A 22,213-nucleotide genomic window follows, 5' to 3' on the forward strand; every position below is an offset into this window, starting at 1 on the left:
CCGATCAGATCGCGGTACGGCAGGCAGCGAAGTGCACTGCCCCCATGCCGGGCTGGAGGAGTTTCGACAGCCGGACCGATTCCTCGACCGTCACGGTCCTGCTGGGTGCGACGATGCCCAGCTCCTGGAGCTCGCTGATGATCGCAGGGCCCTGATTGCGGAGTCCGACGACGTACGTGCCGCGAAAGTCATAGGGGCCCTTGCGGCGACGCAACTGGACCGGATTCCCGTGGATTTGCAGACCCTTCGGGTGATAAAGGGTGTAGTCGGGCATCGTGTCGCCGGGGCCGTAGGTCCGCTTGGCGCTCTCGGGCGGAATCGTGGGCTCTCGGCTGTTGGTCTCCTCCTCCAGCGTGACGTCCCGATCGTTGCCCTGGCCCCGGCCCGAGCCCGGGGTTGTGGACGGGCCTACCTCGCCTCGCTCGACCTGCCCGCCCAGCTCGTCGCTGAGGGGAAGGTAATGTGGGGTGTAGAAGTGCACGGTCGTTCCGTCGGGAACGGTGATGGTGCCGGCGCCTTCGGATTCTTCGTACTTTCCATGGCCACTCAGGACCGTACTTCCATCGGCTCGCCCAGGGGTCTGATGTGCATGCCATTTCCCTGCCGGGTCGTCGATCCTGGCCCGCTGTACCACCGGGTGGGATTGCTCGATCATGCTGCCGACTGCGGCATTCCCGATGGTGCTCTGCAGGAACTGCAGCCGCTGTTGCGCTGAATCGGGCTGACGCGGCTGACTTGGCCGGCTCTCTGGAGTAGTGGGTTCACCTTGCCGTTTGCCGTACTGGAACATGCCCACTCCGTAAGTCGCTCTCAGCCCGTCAGGCTTGAACCGCCAAATGATCGGGACCCGGCGGAAACACTGTTCCGGGTTGCGTGCACGTCCCGGAGGTAAAGACGCATACCCCTCTGAAAACGTCTTCATGGTCGGCTCAGCCGCCGCCAGAAGTTCACGCTACCGTCTCCGGCCCGTCAAGACCGATGTTCACCTCCGCGTCCGGGACGACGGCGGCATCAACACCAGCGACGCAGCCAAGCGCCAAGCTCTCGAAGACCTCGCCGCCGACATGGCCGCCCCCTCGGCAACACCGCATCCTCCTCGACGACATCACGTACAACTTGCGGATGCTCTCCGAGCCGGCACCGGAAGGCACCGGCTCTGTCTCACATTCGGTGGTGGCGGAGGGTGACGCTATCCGAGGAGGATGCGGTGGCGGAGGAGGGTGAAGCCTGCTCCGCCGTACATCTGCCGCGCGATCAGCTTGGTCTTCGTGTTGACGCCTTCGGTGGGTCCGCTGCCGTACGGGAAGGTGAGACCGGCGATGACGGCGTCGTGGTCTCGCTCCAAACCCTGAGTGAAAGCGTGCAGATGGGCAGATCGGCCGTGCGAACCTGGGCGATCCAGGGCTCAAACGCGTCGGCGTTTTCTTGGGCGGACAGCAGGAGTTGGGCGAAGGCCCGGATGTGGGCGACCAGTTGGGTCATTTCGGGGCAGGCGGCGACGAGCTGGGCCAGGAGGTCGTGATGTTCGGCTTTGAGGTTTTCTGGCCTGCTGAGCGGCATCCGGGTCAGTCGGCGCGGGGAGATGTGGCTGCGGTCGGCGTCCGCGCGGCCTTGGTGCAGGAGATTGAGACAGCCCGTGAACCCGAGGGCCTTGATCTCTTCGAAGAGGTGCAGGACGGGGGCGCCGGTGTCTTCGGCCCGGCGTTTTGCGCAGGTGTTCGCCGTAGGGGTCGACGAGGCCGGCCCGGTATCTGGGGACGCGGAGCATCCGTTCGGGCTGGTCGGCCCGGGCATAGCGCTTGACGGTGTTCAGCGCCAGCTGGAGGCGGCGGCCCATTCGAGCAGGCCCGCCCTCTGGTCGAGCAGGTCGTGGACCTGGCAGGACCAGCCGTTTCGCACCAGCAGCTTGCGCACGCCCTGGACCGTGCAGGTCAGGTGGAAGCGCCGACCGATCACCGTCTTCACACGGCTCAGGGTCCAGCGCTGGTCTTCCCAGCCGTGCGCTGCCGGCCCCTTGGCCAGCTCTGCCTCCACTGAGGCCGCCCCCTTGTGGATACCGAATGCCCCGGTAATACCGCAGCGGACGGCCAATCGTCAGCCCCTACGACTCCACGAGTTCAACCTCAGTGACAACCTCATTGAGGGAGTCGATGCGGCGGTGGGAGGAGCCGACGGGCGGTGCCGAGGGAGCGTGAGCGGGACCTTGGCCCGGAAATGCCCCGGAACAGCTGGTCAGAGGTGGGATACCGGTGGGAGATATCGGGAGCAGGGTCGCATTTCGGCTCGCTTCTCAACTGCGGGCCATGAAGGGCGCCTGACGGGCAACTGCCCTGTTCAGGCGCCCTTTTCCACACCCCTAGAAGAGGCCCAGCTTCTTCGGCGAGTACGAGACCAAGAGGTTCTTCGTCTGCTGGTAGTGGTCCAGCATCATCCGGTGGTTCTCCCGGCCGATGCCGGACTGCTTGTAGCCGCCGAACGCGGCGTGTGCCGGGTAGGCGTGGTAGCAGTTCGTCCAGACGCGGCCCGCCTGGATCGAGCGGCCCGCGCGGTACGCCGTGTTCATGTCCCGGGTCCAGACGCCCGCGCCGAGGCCGTACAGGGTGTCGTTGGCCGTTTTGATCGCGTCGTCGAAGTCGCTGAACGAGGTCACCGCGAGGACGGGGCCGAAGATCTCCTCCTGGAAGATCCGCATGCGGTTGTGGCCCTCGAAGATCGTGGGCTGGACGTAGTAGCCGCCGGCCAGTTCGCCGTCGTAGTCGATCCGCTCACCGCCCGTCAGGACCTTTGCGCCCTCCTGCCGGCCGATGTCCAGGTACGAGAGGATCTTCTCCAGTTGATCGTTGGACGCCTGGGCGCCGATCATCGTGTCCGTGTCCAGCGGGTGGCCCGGCACGATCGCCTCCGTGCGGGCGATCCCCGCCGCCAGGAACTCGCTGTAGTGCCCGTCCTGGATCAGGGCCCGTGACGGGCAGGTGCACACCTCGCCCTGGTTGAGGGCGAACATCGTGAAGCCTTCGAGCGCCTTGTCGCGGAAGTCGTCGTCGGCGGCCCAGACGTCGTCGAAGAAGAGGTTCGGGCTCTTGCCGCCGAGTTCCAGGGTGACCGGCTTGATGTTCTCCGAGGCGTACTGCATGATCAGCCGCCCGGTCGTGGTCTCCCCGGTGAACGCGACCTTCGCCACGCGCGGACTGGACGCCAGCGGCTTGCCCGCCTCGACCCCGAAGCCGTTGACGATGTTGACGACACCCGGCGGCAGCAGGTCGGCGACCAGGCTCATCCAGAGGTGGATCGAGGCCGGGGTCTGCTCGGCGGGTTTGATCACCACGGCGTTTCCGGCGGCCAGGGCAGGCGCCAGCTTCCATGTCGCCATCAGGATGGGGAAGTTCCACGGGATGATCTGTGCCACGACACCGAGCGGTTCATGGAAGTGGTACGCGACGGTGTCGTCGTCGAGCTCGCTGAGTGTGCCCTCCTGGCCGCGCAGCGCCCCCGCGAAGTAGCGGAAGTGGTCGATGGCGAGCGGGATGTCGGCGGCGAGGGTCTCCCGTACCGGCTTGCCGTTCTCCCAGCTCTCCGCGACGGCCAGCTCCTCCAGGTGCGCCTCCATCCGGTCGGCGATCCGGTTCAGCACGCCGGCCCGGTCCGCCGCGGAGGTCCTGGCCCAGCCGGGGGCCGCGCCGTGCGCCGCGTCCAGTGCGCGTTCGACGTCGTCTGCGGTGCCCCGGGCGATCTCGGTGAACGGCCGCCCGTTCACCGGGCTGGGGTTCTCGAAGTACTGGCCCCGGGCCGGCGGGACGTACTCGCCGCCGATCCAGTGGTCGTAGCGGGACTCGTACGAGACGATGGCGCCCTCGCTGCCGGGCGCTGCGTAACGGGTCATCTCTGTGGCCTCCCGGATGTCCGGCGCCGCCCGCCGTTGGACGACGCCACTGGTGCACGCTAGGGACTCGTACGTTGCAAGCAGGTTGCCGCAGCCGTGGTCACCGGGAGACGGTTTGGTCGCTCTTGATCAGGTCTGCGCATTTCTCGCCGATCATCATCGTGGTGATACACGGATTGACGGCCGGCAGGAACGGCATCACGGACGCGTCCGCCACCCGCAGCCCGCTCACCCCCTTGACCCGCAGAGCCGGATCCAACGGCGAGTCCGGGTCGCCGGGCGGGCCCATCCGTACCGTGCCCGCCGGGTGGTAGACGGTGTTGTGGGTGTCGCGGATGTACGCGAACAGCTCCTCGTCGGTGCGCGCGCCAGGACCCGGCGCCAGCTCGGCGCCGGTCCAGTCGGACATCGGCGGCTGGGCGGTGATCTCCCGGGCGAGACGGAGCCCGTGTGTCATCACCCGGATGTCGTGCTCGTGGGTGAAGTAGCGCGGGTCGACCTCGGGCTTGTCCCGGAAGTCGCGGGTACGGAGACGGACCGTGCCCCGGGAGCGCGCCCGTGTCACGTTCGGTGTGAGGCAGAAGGCGTTGTCCGAGGTCGGATAGCCGCGCCGGAAGGTGTTCATGTCGAACGGCACGGAGCCGTAGTGGAACATCAGATCCGGCCGGTCGAGTCCCGGTTCGGTGTCCGCGAAGATGCCGATCTCCCACCACTGGGTGGACGAGGTGACCATGGGCTGCTTCGCCTCCCACATGATCACGCCCTCCGGATGGTCCTGGAGGTGCGAACCGACGCCCGGGGAGTCCACCCGTACGTCCACGCCGGTGTCGCGCAGATGCCCGGCCGGGCCGATGCCCGACAGCATCAGCAGCTTCGGCGAGTCGATCGCCCCGCAGCACACGATCACCTCGCGCCGCGCGGTCACCGCTCCGGTGTGGACGGTGTCGGGCTCCAGGTACTCGACGCCCGTGCAGCGCCGGGTCTCGTCGAACGTCAGCCGTCCGGCCGTGAGTCCGGTCCTGATCTCCAGATTCGGCCGTCGGCCGATCAGGGGGTGCAAATACGAGACCGACGCGGAGGAGCGCGTACCGTCCTCCCGCGCGTTGATCTGGAACCAGTGCGCGCCGCGCACCACCGTGGCGCCGGTGTTGAACGGGGTGACGGGGATGCCCGCCGCCGCGCACGCCTCCAGCAGCGCGCTGCCGCACGGGTCGTTCGGCGGGACGGTGCGGATGGTGACCGGGCCCGAGCGGCCGTGGTGGTCGCCGGGCGCGTCGTTGGTCTCCAGCCGCCGGTAGAGGGGGAAGCACTCCGCCGCGCTCCATCCCGTACAGCCCAGGGCGCCCCACTCGTCGAGGTCCTCGGCGGGCGCCCAGAAGGCGATGCACGAGTTGTGCGAGGAGCAGCCACCGAGCACCTTGGCGCGGGCGTGCCGCAGGAAACTGTTGCCGTTCTCCTGTGGTTCCACCGGATAGTCCCAGTCGTAGCCGGACTCCAGCAGTGCCATCCACCGGTCGAGCCGCAGGACGCTGTCGTCGCCGACGTCCGAGGGGCCCGCCTCCACGACGCAGACGGTGACGTCCGGGTCCTCGGTCAGCCGGGCGGCGACGACGGCTCCCGCCGTACCGCCGCCGACCACCACATAGTCGAACGTGTGCGCAGGGTTCTCCGGGGACATCGCCGCTCCAGGCTCGGACGGGGGACGGGTGTGGTCAGGCGGACCGGTGTGCTTCGAGTACGCCGGTGTGCTTGCGCAGGAAGAACCAGTAGGTGGCGAAGCCGCCGATCGCGACGATGCCGACGAAGAGGAACGCGCCCCATTGCAGGTACCAGTGGTGCGGACCGGTCGCGTTGTAGACCTCGGGCCGCGGCCAGGCCAGGTTGAGCGACATGGCCGTGCCCCACAGCACGGCGAGGACATTGACCGGCAGTCCGAGCCTGCCGAGCGAGAAGTGGCCCTCGGACGCCTGCCACGTACCGCGCAGCCGCCGGATCAGCATGGGGACGGTGACCATCAGATAGGCCACGTAGATCATGATGATCGCGATGCTGGTGATCACCGAGAAGATCTGCGGCTGATTGATGTTGATCACCAGGATGATGATGGCGACGATCCCGATGAAGACCGCGGGCACCACCGGCGTCCCGAACCGCGGGCTGACCCGGGCGATCCACGAGGACGCGGGCAGACCGTTGTCCCGGGCCATCGCGAACGCGAGCCGGATGCCGGCGGCGTGCACCGCCAGCGCGCACACAGTGATGGCGACGACCACGCACCACAGCACGATCTGTCCGACGGTGGGGCCGAGTGTGGAGAGCACCACGTACTGGAGCCCGTCCACGGACAGGCTCGGGGAGTGCAGATCCGGCACGGCGAGCAGGGCGAACAGCAGGATCAGCCCGCCGATGAGGAACGACGCGATCAGGGCCCGCAGGATCGCCCGTGGCGCGTTGCGGCTGGGGTTGAGCGACTCCTCGCCCAGCGACGACGCCGTGTCGAATCCGTACATCACGTACGCGGAGGCGAGCGAGGCCGTCAGGAAGGCGCCCAAGTAGCCGAGCGAGTCGCCGGCGCCGTAGCCGTTGGTCTGGACGATCGCGCTGGGGCCGCGGGTGATGTGGGCCGCCAGCAGTCCGATCAGCACGATGGCGGCGATCAGCTCGATCATCACCCCGGCGGAGTTGATCTGGGCCATCAGCTTGACGCCGAAAGCGTTGACGAGCGTGGTGAAGACGATCAGGACCGTGCCGAGCAGTACGGCGTTCGCCGCCGCGTCGGTCGGCCCGGTGCCGTTCCCGACGACCTGGAACACGCTGGAGATCTGCGGCAGCGTGATCTGGTACGCGAGGGCCACCGCGGCGAGCGAGACCATGGTGGCCGTCGTCATCATCCACCCGCCCAGCCAGCCGAGATGCGGCCCGCCCAGTTTCTTCGACCAGTTGTAGATCGAACCGGCCACCGGGTAGCGCGCGGCCAGCTCGCAGAAGCACAGGGCCACCATGAGCTGGCCGAGGAAGACCATCGGCCACGACCACCAGTAGGCGGGGCCGGCGAACTTGACCCCGAAGTAGAAGAGCTGGAACGTCCCCGTCAGGATCGAGATGTAGCTGATCCCGGCCGCGAAGGTGTGGAAGTTGCCCAGCGTGCGCTTCAGCTCCGGCTTGTACCCGAACGCCTTGAGCGAGTCGTCGTCGTCCTGGCTCTGGGTCCGGTCGGCCGCAGGGTTCTCGCCGGGCGCAGGTTCCGCGGGCTCCGGCGGATCCTGCCCCGGCCCGGTGCTCATTCGAACCACCCCAGCGGCTTCGGGGAGAGATTGCGCCACACGTGCTTGGCCTCCTGGTACTCGGCCAGCCCCGCGGGGCCCAGCTCACGGCCGAAGCCGGACTGCTTCATCCCGCCCCACTCCGCCTGCGGGACGTACGGCTGGAAGTCGTTGATCCATACGGTGCCGGCGCGCAGCCGCGCCGCGACCCGGTGCGTCCGGCCCACGTCCTGCGACCAGACGGCCCCGGCCAGCCCGTAGACGGTGTCGTTGGCGAGGGCGACCGCCTCCTCCTCGTCGCGGAACCGCTCGACGGTGAGGACCGGGCCGAACGACTCGTCGCGTACGACCGACATCCCCGGCGCGCACTCGTCGAGCACGGTCGGCAGGTAGTAGAAGCCGTCGCGCAGCGCCGGGTCGTCGGGGCGCGCGCCGCCGCAGCGCAGCACCGCGCCCTCCGCGAGCCCGGCCGCCACATACGCCTCGACCTTGGCGCGGTGCCCTGCGGAGATCAGCGGTCCGGTACGGGCGTGCTCGTCGAAGGGGCCGCCGAGCGGGATCGCCCGCGCCCGCTCCACCATGTCCGTCACGAACGCGTCGTGCAGCTCGTCCTGGACCAGCAGCCGCGCCCCGGCCGAGCAGACCTGGCCCGAATGGAGGAAGATCGCCGTCAGCGCGTAGTCGACGGCGGCCTCGTAGTCGGCGTCGGCGAAGACGATGTTCGGGTTCTTGCCGCCCAGCTCCAGGGCGATCTTCTTCACGGTCGGCGCCGCGGCGGCCATGATGTGCCGTCCGGTCACCAGACCGCCGGTGAAGGACACCATGTCGACCCGCGGGTCGGTGCTGAGCGGCCCGCCCGCGGCCGGCCCGGCGCCCAGGACCAGATTGGCGACCCCGGCGGGCAGCCCGGCCTCGGCCAGCAGCCGCATCAGCAGGATGGCGGTGTGCGGGGTCAGTTCGCTGGGCTTGAGAACAAAGGTGTTGCCGGCGCCGAGCGCGGGGGCGACCTTCCAGGAGGTCTGGAGCAGCGGATAGTTCCACGGTGTGATCAGCGCGCACACCCCGACCGGTTCGTGCACCACCCGGCTGTCCACGGCCGGATCCCCGGTGTCGACGATCCGGCCCGTGCCGCCCGCGGCCGTCAGATGGCCGAAGTAGCGGAAGCAGTTGGCGATGTCGTCCATGTCGTACTCGCTCTCCACCAGCCGCTTCCCCGTGTCCAGGGACTCGGCTCGGGCGAGCACCGACTTGTCGCGTTCCAGCAGGTCGGCGACGCGCAGCAGCAGTCTGCCCCGTTCGGCGGCCGGGGTCGTGGGCCAGGGGCCGCTGTCGAAGGCCTCGCGGGCCGCCGCGATGGCCGCGGTGGTGTCCGGCGGGCCGGCCTCGTCGACCGTGCCGACCAGGGTGCCGTCCGCGGGGCAGCGGATCTCGCGCACCTGCCCGCCGACGGCAGCGGTCCAGGTGCCGCCGATGAACAGCTCCGGCATGCGGGCTCCTCCGGTCGCGATGAGGCGCCCGGGGCGGTCCGGCGGGTCCGGCCGACCGCGCACCGGGGCGCTTTCTCCACCGACAGTAAGGAGATATGCCCGGTTTCGCCTGCGGGGATGGGCTACAGGGCGGCCCGACGTCCCGTCAGGCCCGCTGCCACGCGTCGAGTTCCCGGACACGCGCCAGCGCGGCGGGACGCTGCGGTACGGGGAGCACGGCGGCCAGCGCCCGCCACACGGCCAGGTCGTCCTCGCCCCAGGGGCTGTACGCCCAGTCCGCCAGCAGCCCCGGGTCACCGCGGGCGATCAGCGCCGCGCGCACCTGGGCGGCCAGCCGCTCCCGCAGCCGTACGACCGCGGGCGCCCGCGAGGCGGGCAGCAGCGGCCCGGCGTACGCGCTCATCGCCGCGGTCACGGCGCCCGAGGCGGTCCGCCGGGCCACCGTGTCGAAGTCCGCGTCGACCCGCGCCGCCAGCCGGTACGGGCGGGAGCGCAGCAGCCCGGGGCCGAGCAGCGCGCGCAGCCGGGAGAGTTCGGCGCGCAGCGTGACCGGGGTGACCGACTCGTCCTCGTACAGCTCCACCAGCATCTCGTCCCCGGCGACGCCTTCCTGGCGGTGTGCGAGGAGCGTCAGGATCTCGCTGTGCCGCCTGCTGAGCCGGAGCTTGTGGCCGCCCGCCACGAGCAGCGCCTCGTCCCGGCCCAGTGAGGAGAGCCGTACGGAGTCGGCGGCGGGCGGCGGCGCGACCAGCGCGAGATGCGACTCTGCGGCCCGCGCGACCGCGCCGACGAACGCCAGGCTGTGCGGGTGGGCCAGCCGGTCGCCGCCGGTGATGTCGACCGCGCCCAGCAGCCGCCCGCTGTGCGGATCGTGGACGGGCGCCGCCGCGCAGGTCCACGGATGCACGGGCCGCTGGAAGTGCTCGGCCGAGAAGACCTGCACGGGGCGGTCGACGGCGAGCGCCGTGCCCGGCGCGTTCGTACCGGTCACCCCCTCCGCCCAGCGCGCCCCGGGGACGAAGTTCATCCGGCCCGCGAGCCGCCGCGCCGCCGGGTGGCCCTCGACCCAGAGCAGCCGGCCGTGCGTGTCGCACACCGCCATCAGGTGCTCGCCGTCCACGGCGTACGCGTCCGTCAACTCGCGGATGAGCGGCATCACCCGGGCCAGCGGGTGCCCGTCCCGGTGCGCGGCCAGTTCGTCGTCCGACAGTTCGACGGCCGCGGTGCCCTCCGGGCTGACCCGGGCCCGCGCCGACCGCCGCCAGGAAGCCGCCACCACGGACCGCACGGGCCGGTCCACCCGGCCGGCGGTCGCGAACGACTCGTACGCCCTGCCCAGCGCGCCACGGCGCTCGGCAGGGTCGGCGCCCGCTTCGAGAGCCACCCAGGTGTCGGTCAACGCGCCCTCCCCGGTCGGATCACACCGGACCCGACCATCGTCGCCCGGCCGCCCCGGCGCGGCAAGCCTCCTGCGCGGGTCCCTCAGCGGGCGCCGAGCGCCCCGGACGTGGGCGGCGGGGTCTCCCGTGATCCGAGGAGGCCGGCGAGCGCCGCCGCCGGGTCGTGGTCCGCCGGTCCCGCCGGGGCCCAGCGGGACCCCTCCTTGCGGTACGGCCACCAGTGGCCGTCCCGCCCGTACCGGAGCTGGACCCCCGCGCCCGGCACGGTCCAGCGGCCCCGGCCGGCGGCGCGCAGCCCCGGCCGGTCCCCGCCCTCCCACGCCGCGCCGAGCGCGGCCCCGGCGCGGGCGAGCGCCTCGGGCTCCGGGACCCACTCCTCCTCCAGTACGGCGAGAGCCGCGGCGCCGCCGTACCGCCAGGCCCGCACCGCGAGATCCAGCTCCGCCCGCCGCCGGCCGGTGCCGGAGGCCAGCCGCGCCGCGAACCGCTCGCCCCCGTGCGCGGCGGCGAGCCGTACCCCGTCCTGGCCCGGTGTCAGCTCCTCCTCCGGCTGCGACTCGTGGTGGTCCGGCGCCAGCGCCTCGCCGAGCAGCCGCAGCGCGCGGGCCGCCGCGTCGGCGGCCAGGAACTCCAGTGCGTCGGCGTCGATCCCCTCGGGCGGTGCGGCCTCCGTGTCGAGGGACGGCGGCTGCCCCGGCTCGGGCGGCGGCGCCGGGGGAGCGGGCGGCGGCGGTACGAGGCCGCCCGCCGCGAAGGCCGCCACGGCGGACACCCCGTCGGGCCCGCCGGACTCCGACTCCGCTCCGCCGCCCGCCTCCCCGTCCTGCCGGGTCCGGGCGGCCCGCGCGACACTCCGTACCTGAAGCTCGTCGAGCAGCCCGCGCTCGCTCCTGCCGCGCATCAGCAGCAGCACGAACGGGTCCTGGTCCAGCAGCCTGGCCACCTGGTGGCAGAGCGCCACGGAGTGCGGACAGTGGTCCCACGCCTCGCAGCCGCACTCCGGCTCCAGATCGCCGATGCCGGGCAGCAGCTCGATGCCGACGTCCGCCGCGTCCTCCAGCAGGTGCGGCGGCATCTCCCGGTCCAGCAGCGCCGCGATGTGGCCGGCCCGGTCGACCGCCATGTCCAGGAAGCGGTCCCACTCCTCCTCGCCCAGCCGCTGCAACAGGACATCGCTGCGCTGCGCGGTGCCGTCCCGGTCCCTGACGACCGCGGTGATCCGGCCCGGCCGTACGGAGACCGCTCCGACGGCGCCCTCGCGGGCCATCTTCCGCCCCTTCCTCAGCTGTTCGCCGTCGAGGGCGGTGTCCTCCAGCGCCTTCAGCCAGGCCCTGCCCCACCAGGTCCCGGCGAAGCCGCGGCCATGGGCCGGGGGCAGCGCGGCGAACGTCCGTCCGGTGTCGTGCTCGCTCCCGCGCCCGTGATCGTCCATGCCGCCGTTCTCCGTACCGTTCGTCATCGGGCGCCCCCTCGCAGCTCCACCAGGTCCGCCAGCTCGGCGTCGGTCAGTTCGGTCAGCGCGGCCTCACCGGAGCCCAGTACCGCGTCCGCCAGCCGCTGCTTGCGGGCGAGCATGTCCGCGATGCGGTCCTCGATCGTGCCCTCGGCGATCATCCGGTGGACCTGTACGGGCCGGTGCTGGCCGATGCGGTACGCACGGTCCGTCGCCTGCGCCTCGACGGCCGGGTTCCACCAGCGGTCGAAGTGCACCACATGTTCGGCGCGGGTCAGATTGAGCCCCGTGCCCGCCGCCTTCAGAGAGAGCAGGAACACCGGGACCTCGCCGTTCTGGAAGCGGTCCACCATCGCCTCGCGCTCCGGGACCGGAGTACCGCCGTGTAGGAACTGGGTCGGCACGCCGCGCGCCGCGAGATGGGACTCCAGCAGCCGCGCCATCCGCACGTACTGGGTGAAGACCAGGACGCTCGCGCCCTCCGCGAGGATCGTGTCGAGCAGTTCGTCCAGCAGCTCCAGCTTTCCCGAGCGGTCCGCGAGGCGCGGCCGTTCCTCCTTCAGATACTGCGCCGGGTGGTTGCAGATCTGTTTGAGCGAGGTCAGCAGGGCGACGATCAGACCGCGCCGCTCCATGCCGTCCGCCGCCGAGATCGCCGCGAGCGTCTCCCGTACGACCGCCTCGTACAGTCCGGTCTGCTCCGCGGTCAGAGAGACCGCCCGGTCGGTCTCGGTCTTGGGCGGCAGCTCGGGCGCGATGCCCGGGTCGGACTTGCGGCGGCGCAGCAGGAACGGGCGGACCAGCGCCGCCAGCCGCTCGGCCGCCGCCGGATCGTCGCCGCTCTCGACGGAGCGTGCGTAACGGGTACGGAAGGTGCCGAGGCGGCCGAGCAGCCCCGGCGTCGTCCAGTCGAGGATCGCCCACAGCTCGGAGAGGTTGTTCTCCACGGGGGTGCCCGAGAGCGCGACCCTGGCCCGGCCGCCGAGGACGCGGAGCTGCTTGGCCGTCGCCGAGTACGGGTTCTTGACGTGCTGCGCCTCGTCCGCGACGACCAGACCCCAGTCCGTCCCGGCGAGCCGCTCCGCGTCCAGCCGCATCGTGCCGTACGTCGTGAGGACGAACTCCCCGTCGGCCGGAGCGTCCAGGGAGCGGGTGGCGCCGTGGAAGCGGCGTACGGGCGTGCCGGGCGCGAACCGTTCGATCTCGCGCTGCCAGTTGCCCATCAGCGAGGCCGGACAGACGACCAGGGTGGGCCCGGCGGCCGACGGGTCGGTCTGCCGGTGCAGATGGAGGGCGATGAGGGTGATGGTCTTGCCGAGGCCCATGTCGTCGGCGAGACAGCCGCCGAGACCGAGTGAGGTCATGCGGTGCAGCCAGTCGAGCCCGCGCACCTGGTAGTCGCGCAGGGTCGCGGCGAGCGCCGCCGGCTGCCCGATCGCGGGCTCCACGCCGGCGGGATCGGCGATCCGGTCGCGGAGCGCCGCGAGCCATCCCGCCGCCTGCACCTCGACGCGGCGGCCCGCGACCTCAGTGGAGCCGGTCAGTACGGCTTCGAGCGCGTCGACCGGGGTGAGTTTGCGGTCCTGGCTCTCCCGGGCCCGCCGGATCTCCGCCGGGTCGATGAGCACCCACTGGTCGCGCAGCCGTACGAGGGGGCGGCTCGCCTCGGCGAGCCGGTCCAGCTCGGCCCGGCCGATCCGCTGATCGCCCAGCGCGAAGTGCCAGTCGAAGGCGAGCAGCGCGTCGGCGGAGAGAAAGGAGGACAGCTCGTTGTCCCCTCTCTCGTATCCCTCCTTCGGGTTCGGCCCGTCGGCGGGCCCGGTGGCGTCGTCGTACGGGCCGATCACGGCGCGCGCGGTGAGGCTGCGGGCCAGTTCCTTGGGCCAGTGCACCTGGACGCCGGTCGCGGCGAGCGCCCCGGACGCCTCGCCCAGCAGCTCGGTGACCTCCTCGTCGGCGAGGTCGACGGCGTCGGGCGCGGCCCCGGAGAGCAGCGGGGTGAGCGACGGCCAGGCGCGGGCGGCGCGGCGCAGGGCGAGCAGGGCGTCCATCCGGGCGCGCGGGGCGAAGCCCGTACCCGCGGCGCCGGACCACACGTCGGCGGCGTCGGCGACGACCGCGGGGTCGCTGACGCTGTGCATCTGGAGCACGGCACGGAAGACGGCCCCGGCGGCCAGGTCACTTGCGGCGGTCGGCGCTCCGGCGGAGCCGGCGGGAGCGGGGAGCTCGGCGGGAGCGGGCAGGCCGGACAGCTCGACGCGGAGCGAGAGCCGTACACCCGCGTCGTGCCCGGCGGCCACATCGGCGGCCCAGCCGCGCAGTTCGGGAAAGCGGCCCGGCGGCGTCGCGGCGGTGGCGGCGAAGGCGGGACCCCCGGCGAGGACCGACGCGGCGGGGGTCCGCGGCAGCGTGTCGGCGACCGCGTCGAGGAAGTCCCTCAACAGCCCCTCCCGCGCGGGAAGAAGAAGCGCCTCGGGAGCCGGCGCGGTAGTACGGGCGGCGGCGACGGCCGGGGTGAGGAGGGGGACGGCATGCGCGGTCGGCGGCATCGACGCCGCGAGCGCCTGTACGTGCTCCCTGTCCCGCGCGGTGAGCGGACCGGCCCGCCAGCCGTCGTGATCCGTACCGGTGAGACCGGGCAACAGCAGTCCGCGGGCGACGAGTCGCAGGGCGAACAGGGCGGCCGTGCCCCAGAACGCCGCCGACGGCGAGGCCTCGGGTGCGGCGCGGCCACGGGTCAGTGAGGGGAGCGCGTCGGCGACCGGCACCAGCAGCGCCCTGACCGTGAGGAGGCGGCCCTCGGTGTCGACGACGGTCAGTTCCTCCAGGGAGCCCGGCGCGGACGGCGGCGCCGCGCCGTCGGCGTGCCAGTAGGCGATCCGGCCGGCGCGGGCCGGATCCGAGGGGAGGAAGACGGCGGAACAGCGGGCGAGTTCGGTGGTCCGGGAGAGCGTTGCCGCGGGAAGCCTGTGCACAGCGAAGACGCATTCCTCAAGTTTGACTACTGCGGGTCGGAGCCGCTGAGGGTACCCCACACGCGCCATGACGTGGAGCCGCTCCTGTTATGACGTGGACCACTCCGCCGGTCGGGCGGGTGTAGCTGACAACACCCTCACCTCCCGCCAGCCCCCTACCCCTTCCGGGGGGTGGCGCCATGGTCCTTACAGGTCGCGGCACTGTACGTTTCAGGAGGTCAAGCGGGGTGCGCGCGAAGTCCTGCGCCGCTCGGTCACGTCCTCGCCGCCCCAACCCTCCCCTTTCGCGCCCCCTCCCGTGCCCTCCCGTACCCATCTCGGCCGACAGACCGGAGACCGACATGCCCCGAACCGCCGCAGCCCCCGTCGCGCAGCCGCTACCCGCCCCCGCGCCCCGCGCGGCCGGCAGTGACTTCGCCCCCCTCCTGCGGACGGTGAGGGAACAGGGGCTCCTGGAACGTCGCGCCGGCTGGTACGCCCGGGGCATCACCGTCAATCTCCTCCTCCTGGCCGTGATCGTCGCCGCGCTGGTCCTCGTCGGCCCCTCCTGGTGGGCGCTGCTCCTGGCGCCGCCGCTGGCCCTCCTCTCCGGGCGGTTGGCGTTCGTCGCCCACGACGCCGGGCACTCCCAGATCACCGCCCGCCGGGCGAGAAGCCGGCTGATCCAGCTCGTGCACGCCAACCTGCTCCTCGGCATGAGCCAGGAATGGTGGAACGAAAAGCACAACCGGCACCACGCCAATCCCAACCACATCGACAAGGACCCCGACGTCGCCGCCGACATCCTCGTCTTCACCCAGCACCAGACCGAGGGACGCTCGGGGCTGCGTGCCCGGCTCACCCGCCACCAGGCCTGGCTCTTCTTCCCGCTGACCACGCTGGAGGGCATAGCCCTCAAGGTCTACGGCTTCCAGGCGGTCCTCGCACGAGGCGAGGACCGCATGCCGGCCCGGCGCCGGGCGACGGAGGGCCTGCTGCTCCTGGCCCATGTCGTCGGCTACCTCACGCTGCTGCTGACCACGCTCACCGTCGGACAGGCCGTCGCCTTCGCCGTGATCCACCAGATGCTGCACGGACTGCATCTCGGCATGTCCTTCGCGCCCAACCACAAGGGCATGGAGATGCCCGACCCGGAGAACCGCGCGGACCGGGGCCACCTGCGCCGTCAGGTCCTCACCTCGCGCAACGTCCGAGGAGGCCCGGTCACCGACTGGTTCCTCGGCGGGCTGAACTACCAGATCGAGCACCACCTCTTCCCCAGCATGCCCCGCCCCCACCTGCGGCTCGCGCAGCCGCTGGTCCGCGCGCACTGCCGGGCGCTGGGGATCCCGTACACCGAGACCGGACTGATCGAGTCGTACCGCCAGGCGCTCAACCACCTGCACGAGGTCGGCGAACCGCTGCGCGCGGGCGCATAGTGGAACTGGCGGACGACCGCGTGCGTTCAGTGAGCAGGAAGCGGCCACGCCGCGAAGGAGGCGTCGAGATGTCGACAAGCGCGAAGATCGCCATTGGGGGAGTGGCCGTTGGCCTTCTGCTGATGCCGTTGATCGGATTCTGGTTCTCGCTGCTGGTGGTGATAGGTGTGCCGACAGCCGCCTATCTGATGCTGGACCCGTCGCAGCGCCGCAGGCTGCGCAGGATCAGCCGCAAGGAGCTGGGCCGCTGAGCGGCGGACCGTGGCGCGTACGCCGGGACCCGGGACCGGAGCGAGTGGTCCGGGGCCCCGGATACGCGCTCTCGGGTCCCGCGCGTGCGCGTCACCCCGCAGACGGTTTCCGGTTCCTGCCGCACAGCCCTTAGGGTCCTCGATTGTGCAGATCACCCCCATAGCCTTCGACCACCCCGACGCCGTCAAGCTCAGCGACGAGGCGCAGGCGGAGTACCGGAAACGCTTCGGCCACGACGACCTGACGCTGCTGCGCCCGTCGTACTTCGACCCGCCGCTGGGGCTGTTTCTCCTCGTCCACCAGGACGGGGCGCCGGTCGCCTCCGGTGGCTGGCGCGCCCAGGACGCGGTGGCCGAGGGGTACGAGGGCGGGGACGCGGAGCTGAAGCGGATGTTCGTCGTGCCCGAGGCGCGTGGGCGCGGGCTGGCCCGCCGGATGCTGACCGAGCTGGAGGAGAGCGCGCGACGCGCGGGCCGGGTGCGGATGGTCCTGGAGACCGGTGATCTGCTGGCCGAGGCGGTCGGGCTCTACCAGTCCAGCGGCTATGTGCCGACCACGGGCTTCGGCCTCTACCGCGACCATCCGGACAGCCGGTTCTTCCGCAAGCCCCTGTGACACGGCGGCCTGACACGGCTCCGTGGCACCGCGGGGCGCCGTGCCCGCCTCAGGCCGGGCGTACGGCGATCTCGTCGAGCGCCTTGAGCAGCCCGGGCAGTTCGGGGCCGCGCCCGACGGGCAGCACCTCGCCCGGCTCCTCGTCCAGCAGAACGAACGCCATGTCGTCGGTCCTGGCCACGAAGGACCAGCCGGGACCGTCTGCGCGCAGCGTCCGCGCCTCGTCCGGGGCGAAGTCGGACCGTACCCGGCCGAGCGGCGGCGCCGTACCGGCGGCCACGTAGGCGCGCAGTTCGGCCAGCGCGCGCACCACCCCCGGATGCGAGGGCGTCGGCGTACCGCTGCCCTCGGGGACATCGGAGGCGGCGGGGCCGTCAGCGGCGGGTGTCTCGGCGGCGGAATCCTCGGCGCCCTCGAACCGCTCACGCCACGCCGCCCATCTCAGCGCGACCTCGTCCGCCCCGAGGCGCCGCTGCGCCGGGCCCCACGCCGCGCTGTCGGGCGGGGAGAGAGGCAGCGGTACGGCGCTCTTCCCGGCTCCGGAGCCCTCCCCGGTCCCAGTGCTTTCGGCGTCCGCCGGTTCCGGGTCGTGCGGGGCGGCCACGCCCGGTGCCGCCACGGTCAGGGCCAGGGGCCAGCCGGGCAGCGCTCGGACGACGGAACGTTCGCCCGGCGACAGGTCGTACTCCATCCCGCAGTCCCAGGACGCGATCGCGACGGCGACCAGGGAGACGTCGTCGACCACGACCGTCCAGCGGGCGCCCTCGCCGTCCTGGCCCATCACCAGGCCGTATCCGCCCTGGTACGGCTCCAGCCCGAGGGCGGCGCACGCCTGCGTGTAGTCGTCGCCGAGCACGGCCGGGAACCGCGCGGGCGTGAGCAGCGCGGCGGTCAGCACGTACAGCGCGTCGTCGTCCACGGAGTCGTCCGTCGCGGCCACGGCACCTCCCCCATCCCATTGGCCTGTCGGCGCACCCTAGCCAGTCGGTGACCCGGGCGTCGAGAGCCGGGAGGGCGCGCTTCTCACGCGGCCGGCAGACCCAGGAGGCTGCGGGCCACGGTCCGCGGCGACTCGTCCCGCTCACGGGCCAGCGCGATCACCGCCCGGCAGGCCAGCTCGTTGACGCCGAAGGAGAGCGCCTCGGGCGAGACCCAGCCCTCCGCCTCGTCGATCCGCTGCTGATCGTCCTCCGCGCACGCGGACACATAGGTCGCGGCGGCCTCGAACAGATTGTGCTGCCGCGGTTGGTCACGGTTCACGGCCGGTGCGGCGGCACCGTCCGACACGAGGATCCTGCGCAGTCTGCTGAACACCGGGTCCGCCTTCCCTGCTGCCTGGCACGACGCGGACCGCACGAGGTGAACGGGCCGCCCCTCCAACGTACGGTCGGCGGGCCCCTGGCAGAAGAGGACCTTCGTCGTCTTCCGGGCCCGGACGTCGGTGTTCGAGGCCTGGTACGGGCCCACAGGGCGACCCGGGCCGTCAGCCGACCCGAACCGCCAGTGCCAGGAAGCGCGTGTCCTCGTCCGTGTACGACTCCATGCGCCAGCCGGCGCCGGCCAGCAGCGGGCGCAGCCGGGGCTCGGCGCGCAGATCGTCCTCGGTGATCCTGCGCCCCTGCCGGGCGGCGAGCGCGGCCCGGCCGATGGGGTGGAACAGCGCCAGCCGTCCGCCGGGCCGCACGACCCTGGCCAGCTCGCCCAGATTCTCCAGCGGCCGGGGCAGATGCGCGATCAGGCCCGCGCCGAACACCGCGTCCAGCGCCCCCGAGCGCACCGGCAGCCGGCTCACGTCGGCGAGCAGGAGCCGCCCCGTGCGGCTCCTCCCGGCCCGTACGGCCGCCGTCAGCATCTCCGGCGTCAGATCGGCGCCCAGCACCGTGCCCCGCCCGCCCACGGCGTCCCGCAGGGGCGGCAGTGCCCGCCCCGTACCGCATCCGGCGTCCAGGACCGCGTCGCCGGGGCGCAGCCCGAGTGCGGTGACGGCGGCGGCATAGGCGGGGCCGTCGTCCGGGAACCGGGTGTCCCAACCCGCCGCCCGCGCGCCGAAGAACTCCCGTACCTGTGTGTGGTCATGGGCCATGCCGCCATGATCCCCCAGGGCCGGGCCGCGCGGCGCGCGGGTGGCGGGTGGCGGCTCAGTCCGCCACGCCCGCGTAGGCCGAGACCTTCTCGATCCGTACGCGCACCAGCAGTTCGCCCGGAACGCCGTTGCGCCGGCCGAACTCCGCGGCGCGCTCCTCGCCCATGTACCGAGCGGCGATACGCGTCGCCCAGTGGAGCAGCCGCTCGGGGTCCTCATCGATCTCGGCACGGCCCTGGATCACCACGAAGCCGAACGGCGGCCGTTCGTCGTCCACGCAGAGCGCCAGCCGCCCGTCGCGCAGCAGATTGCGGCCCTTCACGGTCTCCTTGCCCGTGTTGAGGACCAGGTCGTCCCCGTCCAGAACGAACCAGATCGGTGCGATGTGCGGGGATCCGTCGGCCCGTACGGTGGACAGCTTGCCGGTGCGCGTCCCCTCGGAGACGAACGCGTGCCATTCGTCCTTGCTCATGTTTGTCGCCATGCCCGCATTTTCCCGTGTCGCGTGATGCGGCGCGATGTGACGCACCGACACCCCCAGGTCCTGGCTGTGGCTTGCCCGGAGGCGGCCGGTGCGGAAGGCTACGGGCGTCGTGGGACATGGGGAACACCAGAACGGGGAGGGACGGCAATGCCACTCGAAAAGGGACTTGACTGGTTGCTGGACGACCTGACCGAACGGGTCGAGCACATCAAGCACGCGCTGGTGCTCTCGAACGACGGTCTTGTCACGGGCGCCAGTACGGGACTGGCGCGCGAGGACGCGGAACACCTCGCGGCGGTCTCCTCGGGGCTGCACAGCCTCGCGCGCGGGTCGGGACGCCACTTCCGGGCGGGCAAGGCGCGGCAGACCATGGTCGAGTTCGACGAGGCGCTGCTCTTCGTCACCGCGGCCGGCGACGGCAGTTGCCTGTGCGTGCTGACAGCGGCCGAGGCCGATGTGGGCCAGGTCGCCTACGAGATGACTCTGCTCGTCAACCGGGTCGGCGAGCACTTGGGCGTCGCGGCGAGACAACCCGACCACACCACGCTGAGCGGCCTCTGACCAGGGTTTTCAGCTCGGCTGCCGGAGTTGTCCACAGGCCGGGCGGGGAGGACCGCGGACGCGCTACGGTCGTCACCGAGAGTAGTTGCCACTCACGGGGAGGACGACCATGTCCATCAGCGAGACACGCGCCGATCTACGGACGGGTGCGCGGGGCGGCGTACGGACGGATGCACGGGCCGGTGTGCGGACCGATGCGCGGACCTGCGTCAGGACCGGAATCGACGGCGGGGGAGCCGGGAGCGGGATCGGGGCCGGGGCCGAGGAGGACGCCTCGGGTGGGGTCGGTCCGATCCGGGCCGCGCGGGAACTGCAGCTGAAGCGCGGCGAGTTCGAGCTCGCGACGCAGCTCGGACACATCCGCACCGAGGCGGGGACGGCCGGCGGGCGACCGCAGGTGAGCCGGCGGGAGATCGAGCGGCTGCGGGCGGCGGAGGGGTTTCCGGACGCGCTGCGTGAGCGGGTGCGGACGGTGGGCACGGCGGAGGGGGCGGCGCTGATCTCCGTCAGTCCGGGCCGGTTCACCCGGCTCGCCAGGGCGGGTTTCATCGCGCCGGTGAGCTTCTATCTGAACCGTTACCGCACGGTGGTCTGGCTGTATCTGGCCGACGAGCTGCGGGCGTGCGCCGTGGGGGAGCCGAGGCTGCGCGCCGAGCGGCTGCCGCGAGGGCTCTGTGCCGGGGTCGACGAGAGCGACGACCGGCGTCCGCGCAACTGGAGGGGCCGGCGTATCGGCCATCTTCTGCACGAGAGCGGGGACCCCTGGCAGCGGGCGGCCATCGTGGGGTGTGTGCTCGACGCGGCCCATCTCGCCGAGCTGGTGGGTGACCCGTACGAACGCGCCTATCTGAACCGGCTGGCTCCGGCTCTCTTCCGCCCGTACCCGGAGTCCGATGCGGCGCGGTCGACGGTGGGGCGGCTGCTGCTGGCGGATCATCCGGACGAGATCGGCTGGCACCGCGCCAGTCTGGGGACGCTCCTGGCGGAGGCGCGGCTGGCGCGCCCGGCGCCGCGGGCCGAGGAGCCCACCACGTGTGCGGAGGGGGCAGGTCCGCCGCTCGGCGGGCCGCTCGTCGGCCTGCTCGCCCGGCTGCGGACCAGGCGGGAGCGGGGGACCGCTCCCGTGGGCGCCGCGCCGCCTCACGGTCAGGGGTGAGGGCTCGCGGTGGGTCGATCGTCCGGGGCGGTGACGACGGTACGTTCCGCGGAGAAGGCGCCCCAGGTGCCGTCGGGCAGTTTCGCGCGGAGCCTCACCCGGAAGGACTCGCCCGGCGTCCTCCCCACGTAGACGCTGTAGGTCGCCCGGCCTCGGGGTGCCTCGGCGCCCCAGACCAGGGTCGTCGCGAACTTTTCGTCCAGATGGATCTGATAGGCGGGCACCTCACCGCCGGTGCTCGGCGCGACCCAGGACAGGTCGGCGTAGTACGCGCCGTCGGCGGCACGTGCCGTGGCCCGCAGGCCGGTCGGCGCGGTGTCGGGATCGTCCCCCGGGCCGTGCGGGGTGGTGAGCTCGACGGTGCGGCTCGCGGGCGAGGTGTTGTCCGCCGCGTCCCGGGCGACCAGCGTGAAGCGGTAGTGGGTTCCGGGCCGCAGTCGGGTGACCTGGGCCGAGGTCGCGTCCGCGGCCACGCTGTGGATCCTGGATCCGCCCTGGTGGATGTCGTACGAGACGATGCCCTGCCCGCCCGGGGCCCGGTCCCAGGTGATCCGGGCCGCGCGTGCGCCGTCGCTGCGGCCCCGCACTCCGGTGGGCGTGGCGGGCGGATCCCTGTCCTCGGCGACGGTCGCGGGTGTGGCGACGGACACGGTGGCGCTGTGCGGCGAGACGGTGCCGCCGGCGCCTCTGGCGCGGACGGTGAAGGTGTAGCGGCTCGACGGGGTGAGCCCGGCGATGTCGGTCATGTTCGTGTCGCGGGGGACGTTCTTGACCTTCGTTCCGCTCCGGTAGACGTCGTACCCGCGGACGTCGTCCTCGGCCGGGGACGGATGCCACATGACATGGGCGGACGTGGCGCTGCCGGCCTGGGCGGTGACCCCCGCGGGGGCCGAAGGCGCCGCCGCGCGTCCGTCGTTCGCGCCGCACGCGGTCGTCGCGAGGAGGACCACGCAGAAGAAGCCGAGCGTGGTGCCGGCGCGGAACCTGGTCATGGCCGTGTCCTTCACCCGGGGGCAATGGTCTGGACATATATGACACAGGTGTCGGGTTCACATCAAGAGGGAGGTGTGCGTTGGAGAAGCCGAACGTGGCGAGGTGGGTCGGGAAGGTGCGCGTAAAGGGTGCGCGGAGGGAGGAAGGGGGCTTCAGGAGGAAAGGAGTTCCGGGGCGCCGCCCTTCCCCGGCG

18 protein-coding genes and 2 pseudogenes are annotated in these 22,213 nt (G+C 72.0%); 5 read left to right on the top strand and 15 right to left on the bottom strand.

Annotated elements, in window-relative coordinates:
* Positions 1 to 4: 4 nt before the first annotated feature.
* The 10 genes and pseudogenes from ACFXPL_RS11585 to ACFXPL_RS11630 all read right to left on the bottom strand — a co-directional run bounded on the left by ACFXPL_RS11585 (position 5) and on the right by ACFXPL_RS11630 (position 14,458).
* The gene (locus ACFXPL_RS11585) at positions 5 to 790 is read right to left on the bottom strand and encodes a putative adhesin (protein WP_384916265.1); all 786 of its coding nucleotides are present in this window, start codon (positions 788 to 790) and stop codon (positions 5 to 7) included.
* A gap of 399 nt (positions 791 to 1,189) precedes the next feature.
* Positions 1,190 to 1,878, bottom strand: a pseudogene (locus tag ACFXPL_RS11590) (transposase); the annotation flags it as partial.
* Between the two features lie 51 nt (positions 1,879 to 1,929).
* A pseudogene (locus ACFXPL_RS11595) lies at positions 1,930 to 2,034 on the bottom strand (transposase); the annotation flags it as partial.
* Positions 2,035 to 2,356: 322 nt separating this feature from the next.
* The gene (locus tag ACFXPL_RS11600; RefSeq protein WP_384916269.1) at positions 2,357 to 3,880 is read right to left on the bottom strand and encodes an aldehyde dehydrogenase family protein; all 1,524 of its coding nucleotides are present in this window, start codon (positions 3,878 to 3,880) and stop codon (positions 2,357 to 2,359) included.
* 100 nt (positions 3,881 to 3,980) lie between these two features.
* A complete protein-coding gene (locus ACFXPL_RS11605; RefSeq protein WP_384916272.1) occupies positions 3,981 to 5,558 on the bottom strand; it encodes a GMC family oxidoreductase in 1,578 nt (525 codons plus the stop codon).
* Positions 5,559 to 5,592: 34 nt separating this feature from the next.
* Positions 5,593 to 7,164, bottom strand: a complete 1,572-nt coding sequence (locus ACFXPL_RS11610) for an APC family permease (protein WP_384916275.1) — start codon at positions 7,162 to 7,164, stop codon at positions 5,593 to 5,595.
* The gene (locus ACFXPL_RS11615) at positions 7,161 to 8,630 is read right to left on the bottom strand and encodes an aldehyde dehydrogenase family protein (protein ID WP_384916278.1); all 1,470 of its coding nucleotides are present in this window, start codon (positions 8,628 to 8,630) and stop codon (positions 7,161 to 7,163) included. The genes ACFXPL_RS11610 and ACFXPL_RS11615 overlap by 4 nt, the downstream gene beginning before the upstream one ends.
* Before the next feature lie 145 nt (positions 8,631 to 8,775).
* Entirely contained in the window at positions 8,776 to 10,029 is a 1,254-nt protein-coding gene (locus ACFXPL_RS11620; protein WP_384916281.1) for a GAF domain-containing protein, read from the bottom strand.
* 83 nt (positions 10,030 to 10,112) lie between these two features.
* Positions 10,113 to 11,489: an SWF or SNF family helicase gene (locus tag ACFXPL_RS11625; protein ID WP_384916284.1), complete on the bottom strand. Its 1,377-nt coding sequence runs from the start codon at positions 11,487 to 11,489 to the stop codon at positions 10,113 to 10,115.
* Positions 11,486 to 14,458, bottom strand: a complete 2,973-nt coding sequence (locus ACFXPL_RS11630; protein WP_384916287.1) for a DEAD/DEAH box helicase — start codon at positions 14,456 to 14,458, stop codon at positions 11,486 to 11,488. The genes ACFXPL_RS11625 and ACFXPL_RS11630 overlap by 4 nt, the downstream gene beginning before the upstream one ends.
* A 341-nt stretch (positions 14,459 to 14,799) precedes the next feature.
* Here ACFXPL_RS11630 and ACFXPL_RS11635 point away from each other — a divergent pair, with 341 nt between their 5' ends.
* From ACFXPL_RS11635 to ACFXPL_RS11645, 3 genes are all read left to right on the top strand, one after another.
* On the top strand, positions 14,800 to 15,876 hold the full coding sequence (locus ACFXPL_RS11635) for an acyl-CoA desaturase (protein ID WP_384916290.1): 1,077 nt from the start codon (positions 14,800 to 14,802) through the stop codon (positions 15,874 to 15,876).
* Positions 15,877 to 15,944: 68 nt separating this feature from the next.
* The gene (locus tag ACFXPL_RS11640; RefSeq protein ID WP_329822718.1) at positions 15,945 to 16,127 is read left to right on the top strand and encodes a hypothetical protein; all 183 of its coding nucleotides are present in this window, start codon (positions 15,945 to 15,947) and stop codon (positions 16,125 to 16,127) included.
* Positions 16,128 to 16,272: 145 nt separating this feature from the next.
* Complete coding sequence (locus ACFXPL_RS11645) at positions 16,273 to 16,743, top strand: GNAT family N-acetyltransferase (protein ID WP_384916294.1); 471 nt, start codon at positions 16,273 to 16,275, stop codon at positions 16,741 to 16,743.
* Positions 16,744 to 16,792: 49 nt separating this feature from the next.
* Here ACFXPL_RS11645 and ACFXPL_RS11650 read toward each other — a convergent pair whose 3' ends face one another.
* The 4 genes from ACFXPL_RS11650 to ACFXPL_RS11665 form a co-directional block, all read right to left on the bottom strand.
* Positions 16,793 to 17,683: a hypothetical protein gene (locus ACFXPL_RS11650; RefSeq protein ID WP_384916297.1), complete on the bottom strand. Its 891-nt coding sequence runs from the start codon at positions 17,681 to 17,683 to the stop codon at positions 16,793 to 16,795.
* 83 nt (positions 17,684 to 17,766) lie between these two features.
* Positions 17,767 to 18,057 carry a hypothetical protein gene (locus ACFXPL_RS11655; RefSeq protein ID WP_384916300.1) on the bottom strand — a complete coding sequence of 97 codons (291 nt, stop codon included), beginning with the start codon at positions 18,055 to 18,057 and terminating at the stop codon, positions 17,767 to 17,769.
* A gap of 169 nt (positions 18,058 to 18,226) precedes the next feature.
* On the bottom strand, positions 18,227 to 18,826 hold the full coding sequence (locus ACFXPL_RS11660) for a class I SAM-dependent methyltransferase (protein WP_384916303.1): 600 nt from the start codon (positions 18,824 to 18,826) through the stop codon (positions 18,227 to 18,229).
* 55 nt (positions 18,827 to 18,881) lie between these two features.
* Positions 18,882 to 19,310: a PPOX class F420-dependent oxidoreductase gene (locus ACFXPL_RS11665; protein WP_384916306.1), complete on the bottom strand. Its 429-nt coding sequence runs from the start codon at positions 19,308 to 19,310 to the stop codon at positions 18,882 to 18,884.
* 147 nt (positions 19,311 to 19,457) lie between these two features.
* Between ACFXPL_RS11665 and ACFXPL_RS11670 the strand changes: the two genes are divergently transcribed.
* Together ACFXPL_RS11670 and ACFXPL_RS11675 are read left to right on the top strand one after the other, a co-directional pair.
* Positions 19,458 to 19,871: a roadblock/LC7 domain-containing protein gene (locus tag ACFXPL_RS11670; RefSeq protein ID WP_329822723.1), complete on the top strand. Its 414-nt coding sequence runs from the start codon at positions 19,458 to 19,460 to the stop codon at positions 19,869 to 19,871.
* A 109-nt stretch (positions 19,872 to 19,980) separates the two neighbouring features.
* Complete coding sequence (locus tag ACFXPL_RS11675; RefSeq protein ID WP_384916310.1) at positions 19,981 to 21,027, top strand: DUF6397 family protein; 1,047 nt, start codon at positions 19,981 to 19,983, stop codon at positions 21,025 to 21,027.
* Here the strand turns inward: ACFXPL_RS11675 and ACFXPL_RS11680 are convergent.
* Complete coding sequence (locus ACFXPL_RS11680) at positions 21,018 to 22,019, bottom strand: fibronectin type III domain-containing protein (protein WP_384916313.1); 1,002 nt, start codon at positions 22,017 to 22,019, stop codon at positions 21,018 to 21,020. The two genes, ACFXPL_RS11675 and ACFXPL_RS11680, sit on opposite strands and share 10 nt — an antisense overlap.
* Positions 22,020 to 22,213 lie beyond the last annotated feature (194 nt).

The organism is Streptomyces sp. NPDC059092 (assembly GCF_042756365.1).
Classification (GTDB): domain Bacteria; phylum Actinomycetota; class Actinomycetes; order Streptomycetales; family Streptomycetaceae; genus Streptomyces.

What these genes read in the sequence shown, in the direction of transcription:
- ACFXPL_RS11625 (WP_384916284.1), bottom strand. Translation starts at nt 11,489, where the DNA reads ATGACGAACGGTACGGAGAACGGCGGCATGGACGATCACGGGCGCGGG.
- ACFXPL_RS11675 (WP_384916310.1), top strand. Translation starts at nt 19,981, where the DNA reads ATGTCCATCAGCGAGACACGCGCCGATCTACGGACGGGTGCGCGGGGC.
- ACFXPL_RS11640 (WP_329822718.1), top strand. Translation starts at nt 15,945, where the DNA reads ATGTCGACAAGCGCGAAGATCGCCATTGGGGGAGTGGCCGTTGGCCTT.
- ACFXPL_RS11660 (WP_384916303.1), bottom strand. Translation starts at nt 18,826, where the DNA reads ATGGCCCATGACCACACACAGGTACGGGAGTTCTTCGGCGCGCGGGCG.
- ACFXPL_RS11600 (WP_384916269.1), bottom strand. Translation starts at nt 3,880, where the DNA reads ATGACCCGTTACGCAGCGCCCGGCAGCGAGGGCGCCATCGTCTCGTAC.
- ACFXPL_RS11610 (WP_384916275.1), bottom strand. Translation starts at nt 7,164, where the DNA reads ATGAGCACCGGGCCGGGGCAGGATCCGCCGGAGCCCGCGGAACCTGCG.
- ACFXPL_RS11670 (WP_329822723.1), top strand. Translation starts at nt 19,458, where the DNA reads ATGCCACTCGAAAAGGGACTTGACTGGTTGCTGGACGACCTGACCGAA.
- ACFXPL_RS11680 (WP_384916313.1), bottom strand. Translation starts at nt 22,019, where the DNA reads ATGACCAGGTTCCGCGCCGGCACCACGCTCGGCTTCTTCTGCGTGGTC.
- ACFXPL_RS11665 (WP_384916306.1), bottom strand. Translation starts at nt 19,310, where the DNA reads ATGGCGACAAACATGAGCAAGGACGAATGGCACGCGTTCGTCTCCGAG.
- ACFXPL_RS11615 (WP_384916278.1), bottom strand. Translation starts at nt 8,630, where the DNA reads ATGCCGGAGCTGTTCATCGGCGGCACCTGGACCGCTGCCGTCGGCGGG.
- ACFXPL_RS11635 (WP_384916290.1), top strand. Translation starts at nt 14,800, where the DNA reads ATGCCCCGAACCGCCGCAGCCCCCGTCGCGCAGCCGCTACCCGCCCCC.
- ACFXPL_RS11585 (WP_384916265.1), bottom strand. Translation starts at nt 790, where the DNA reads ATGTTCCAGTACGGCAAACGGCAAGGTGAACCCACTACTCCAGAGAGC.
- ACFXPL_RS11605 (WP_384916272.1), bottom strand. Translation starts at nt 5,558, where the DNA reads ATGTCCCCGGAGAACCCTGCGCACACGTTCGACTATGTGGTGGTCGGC.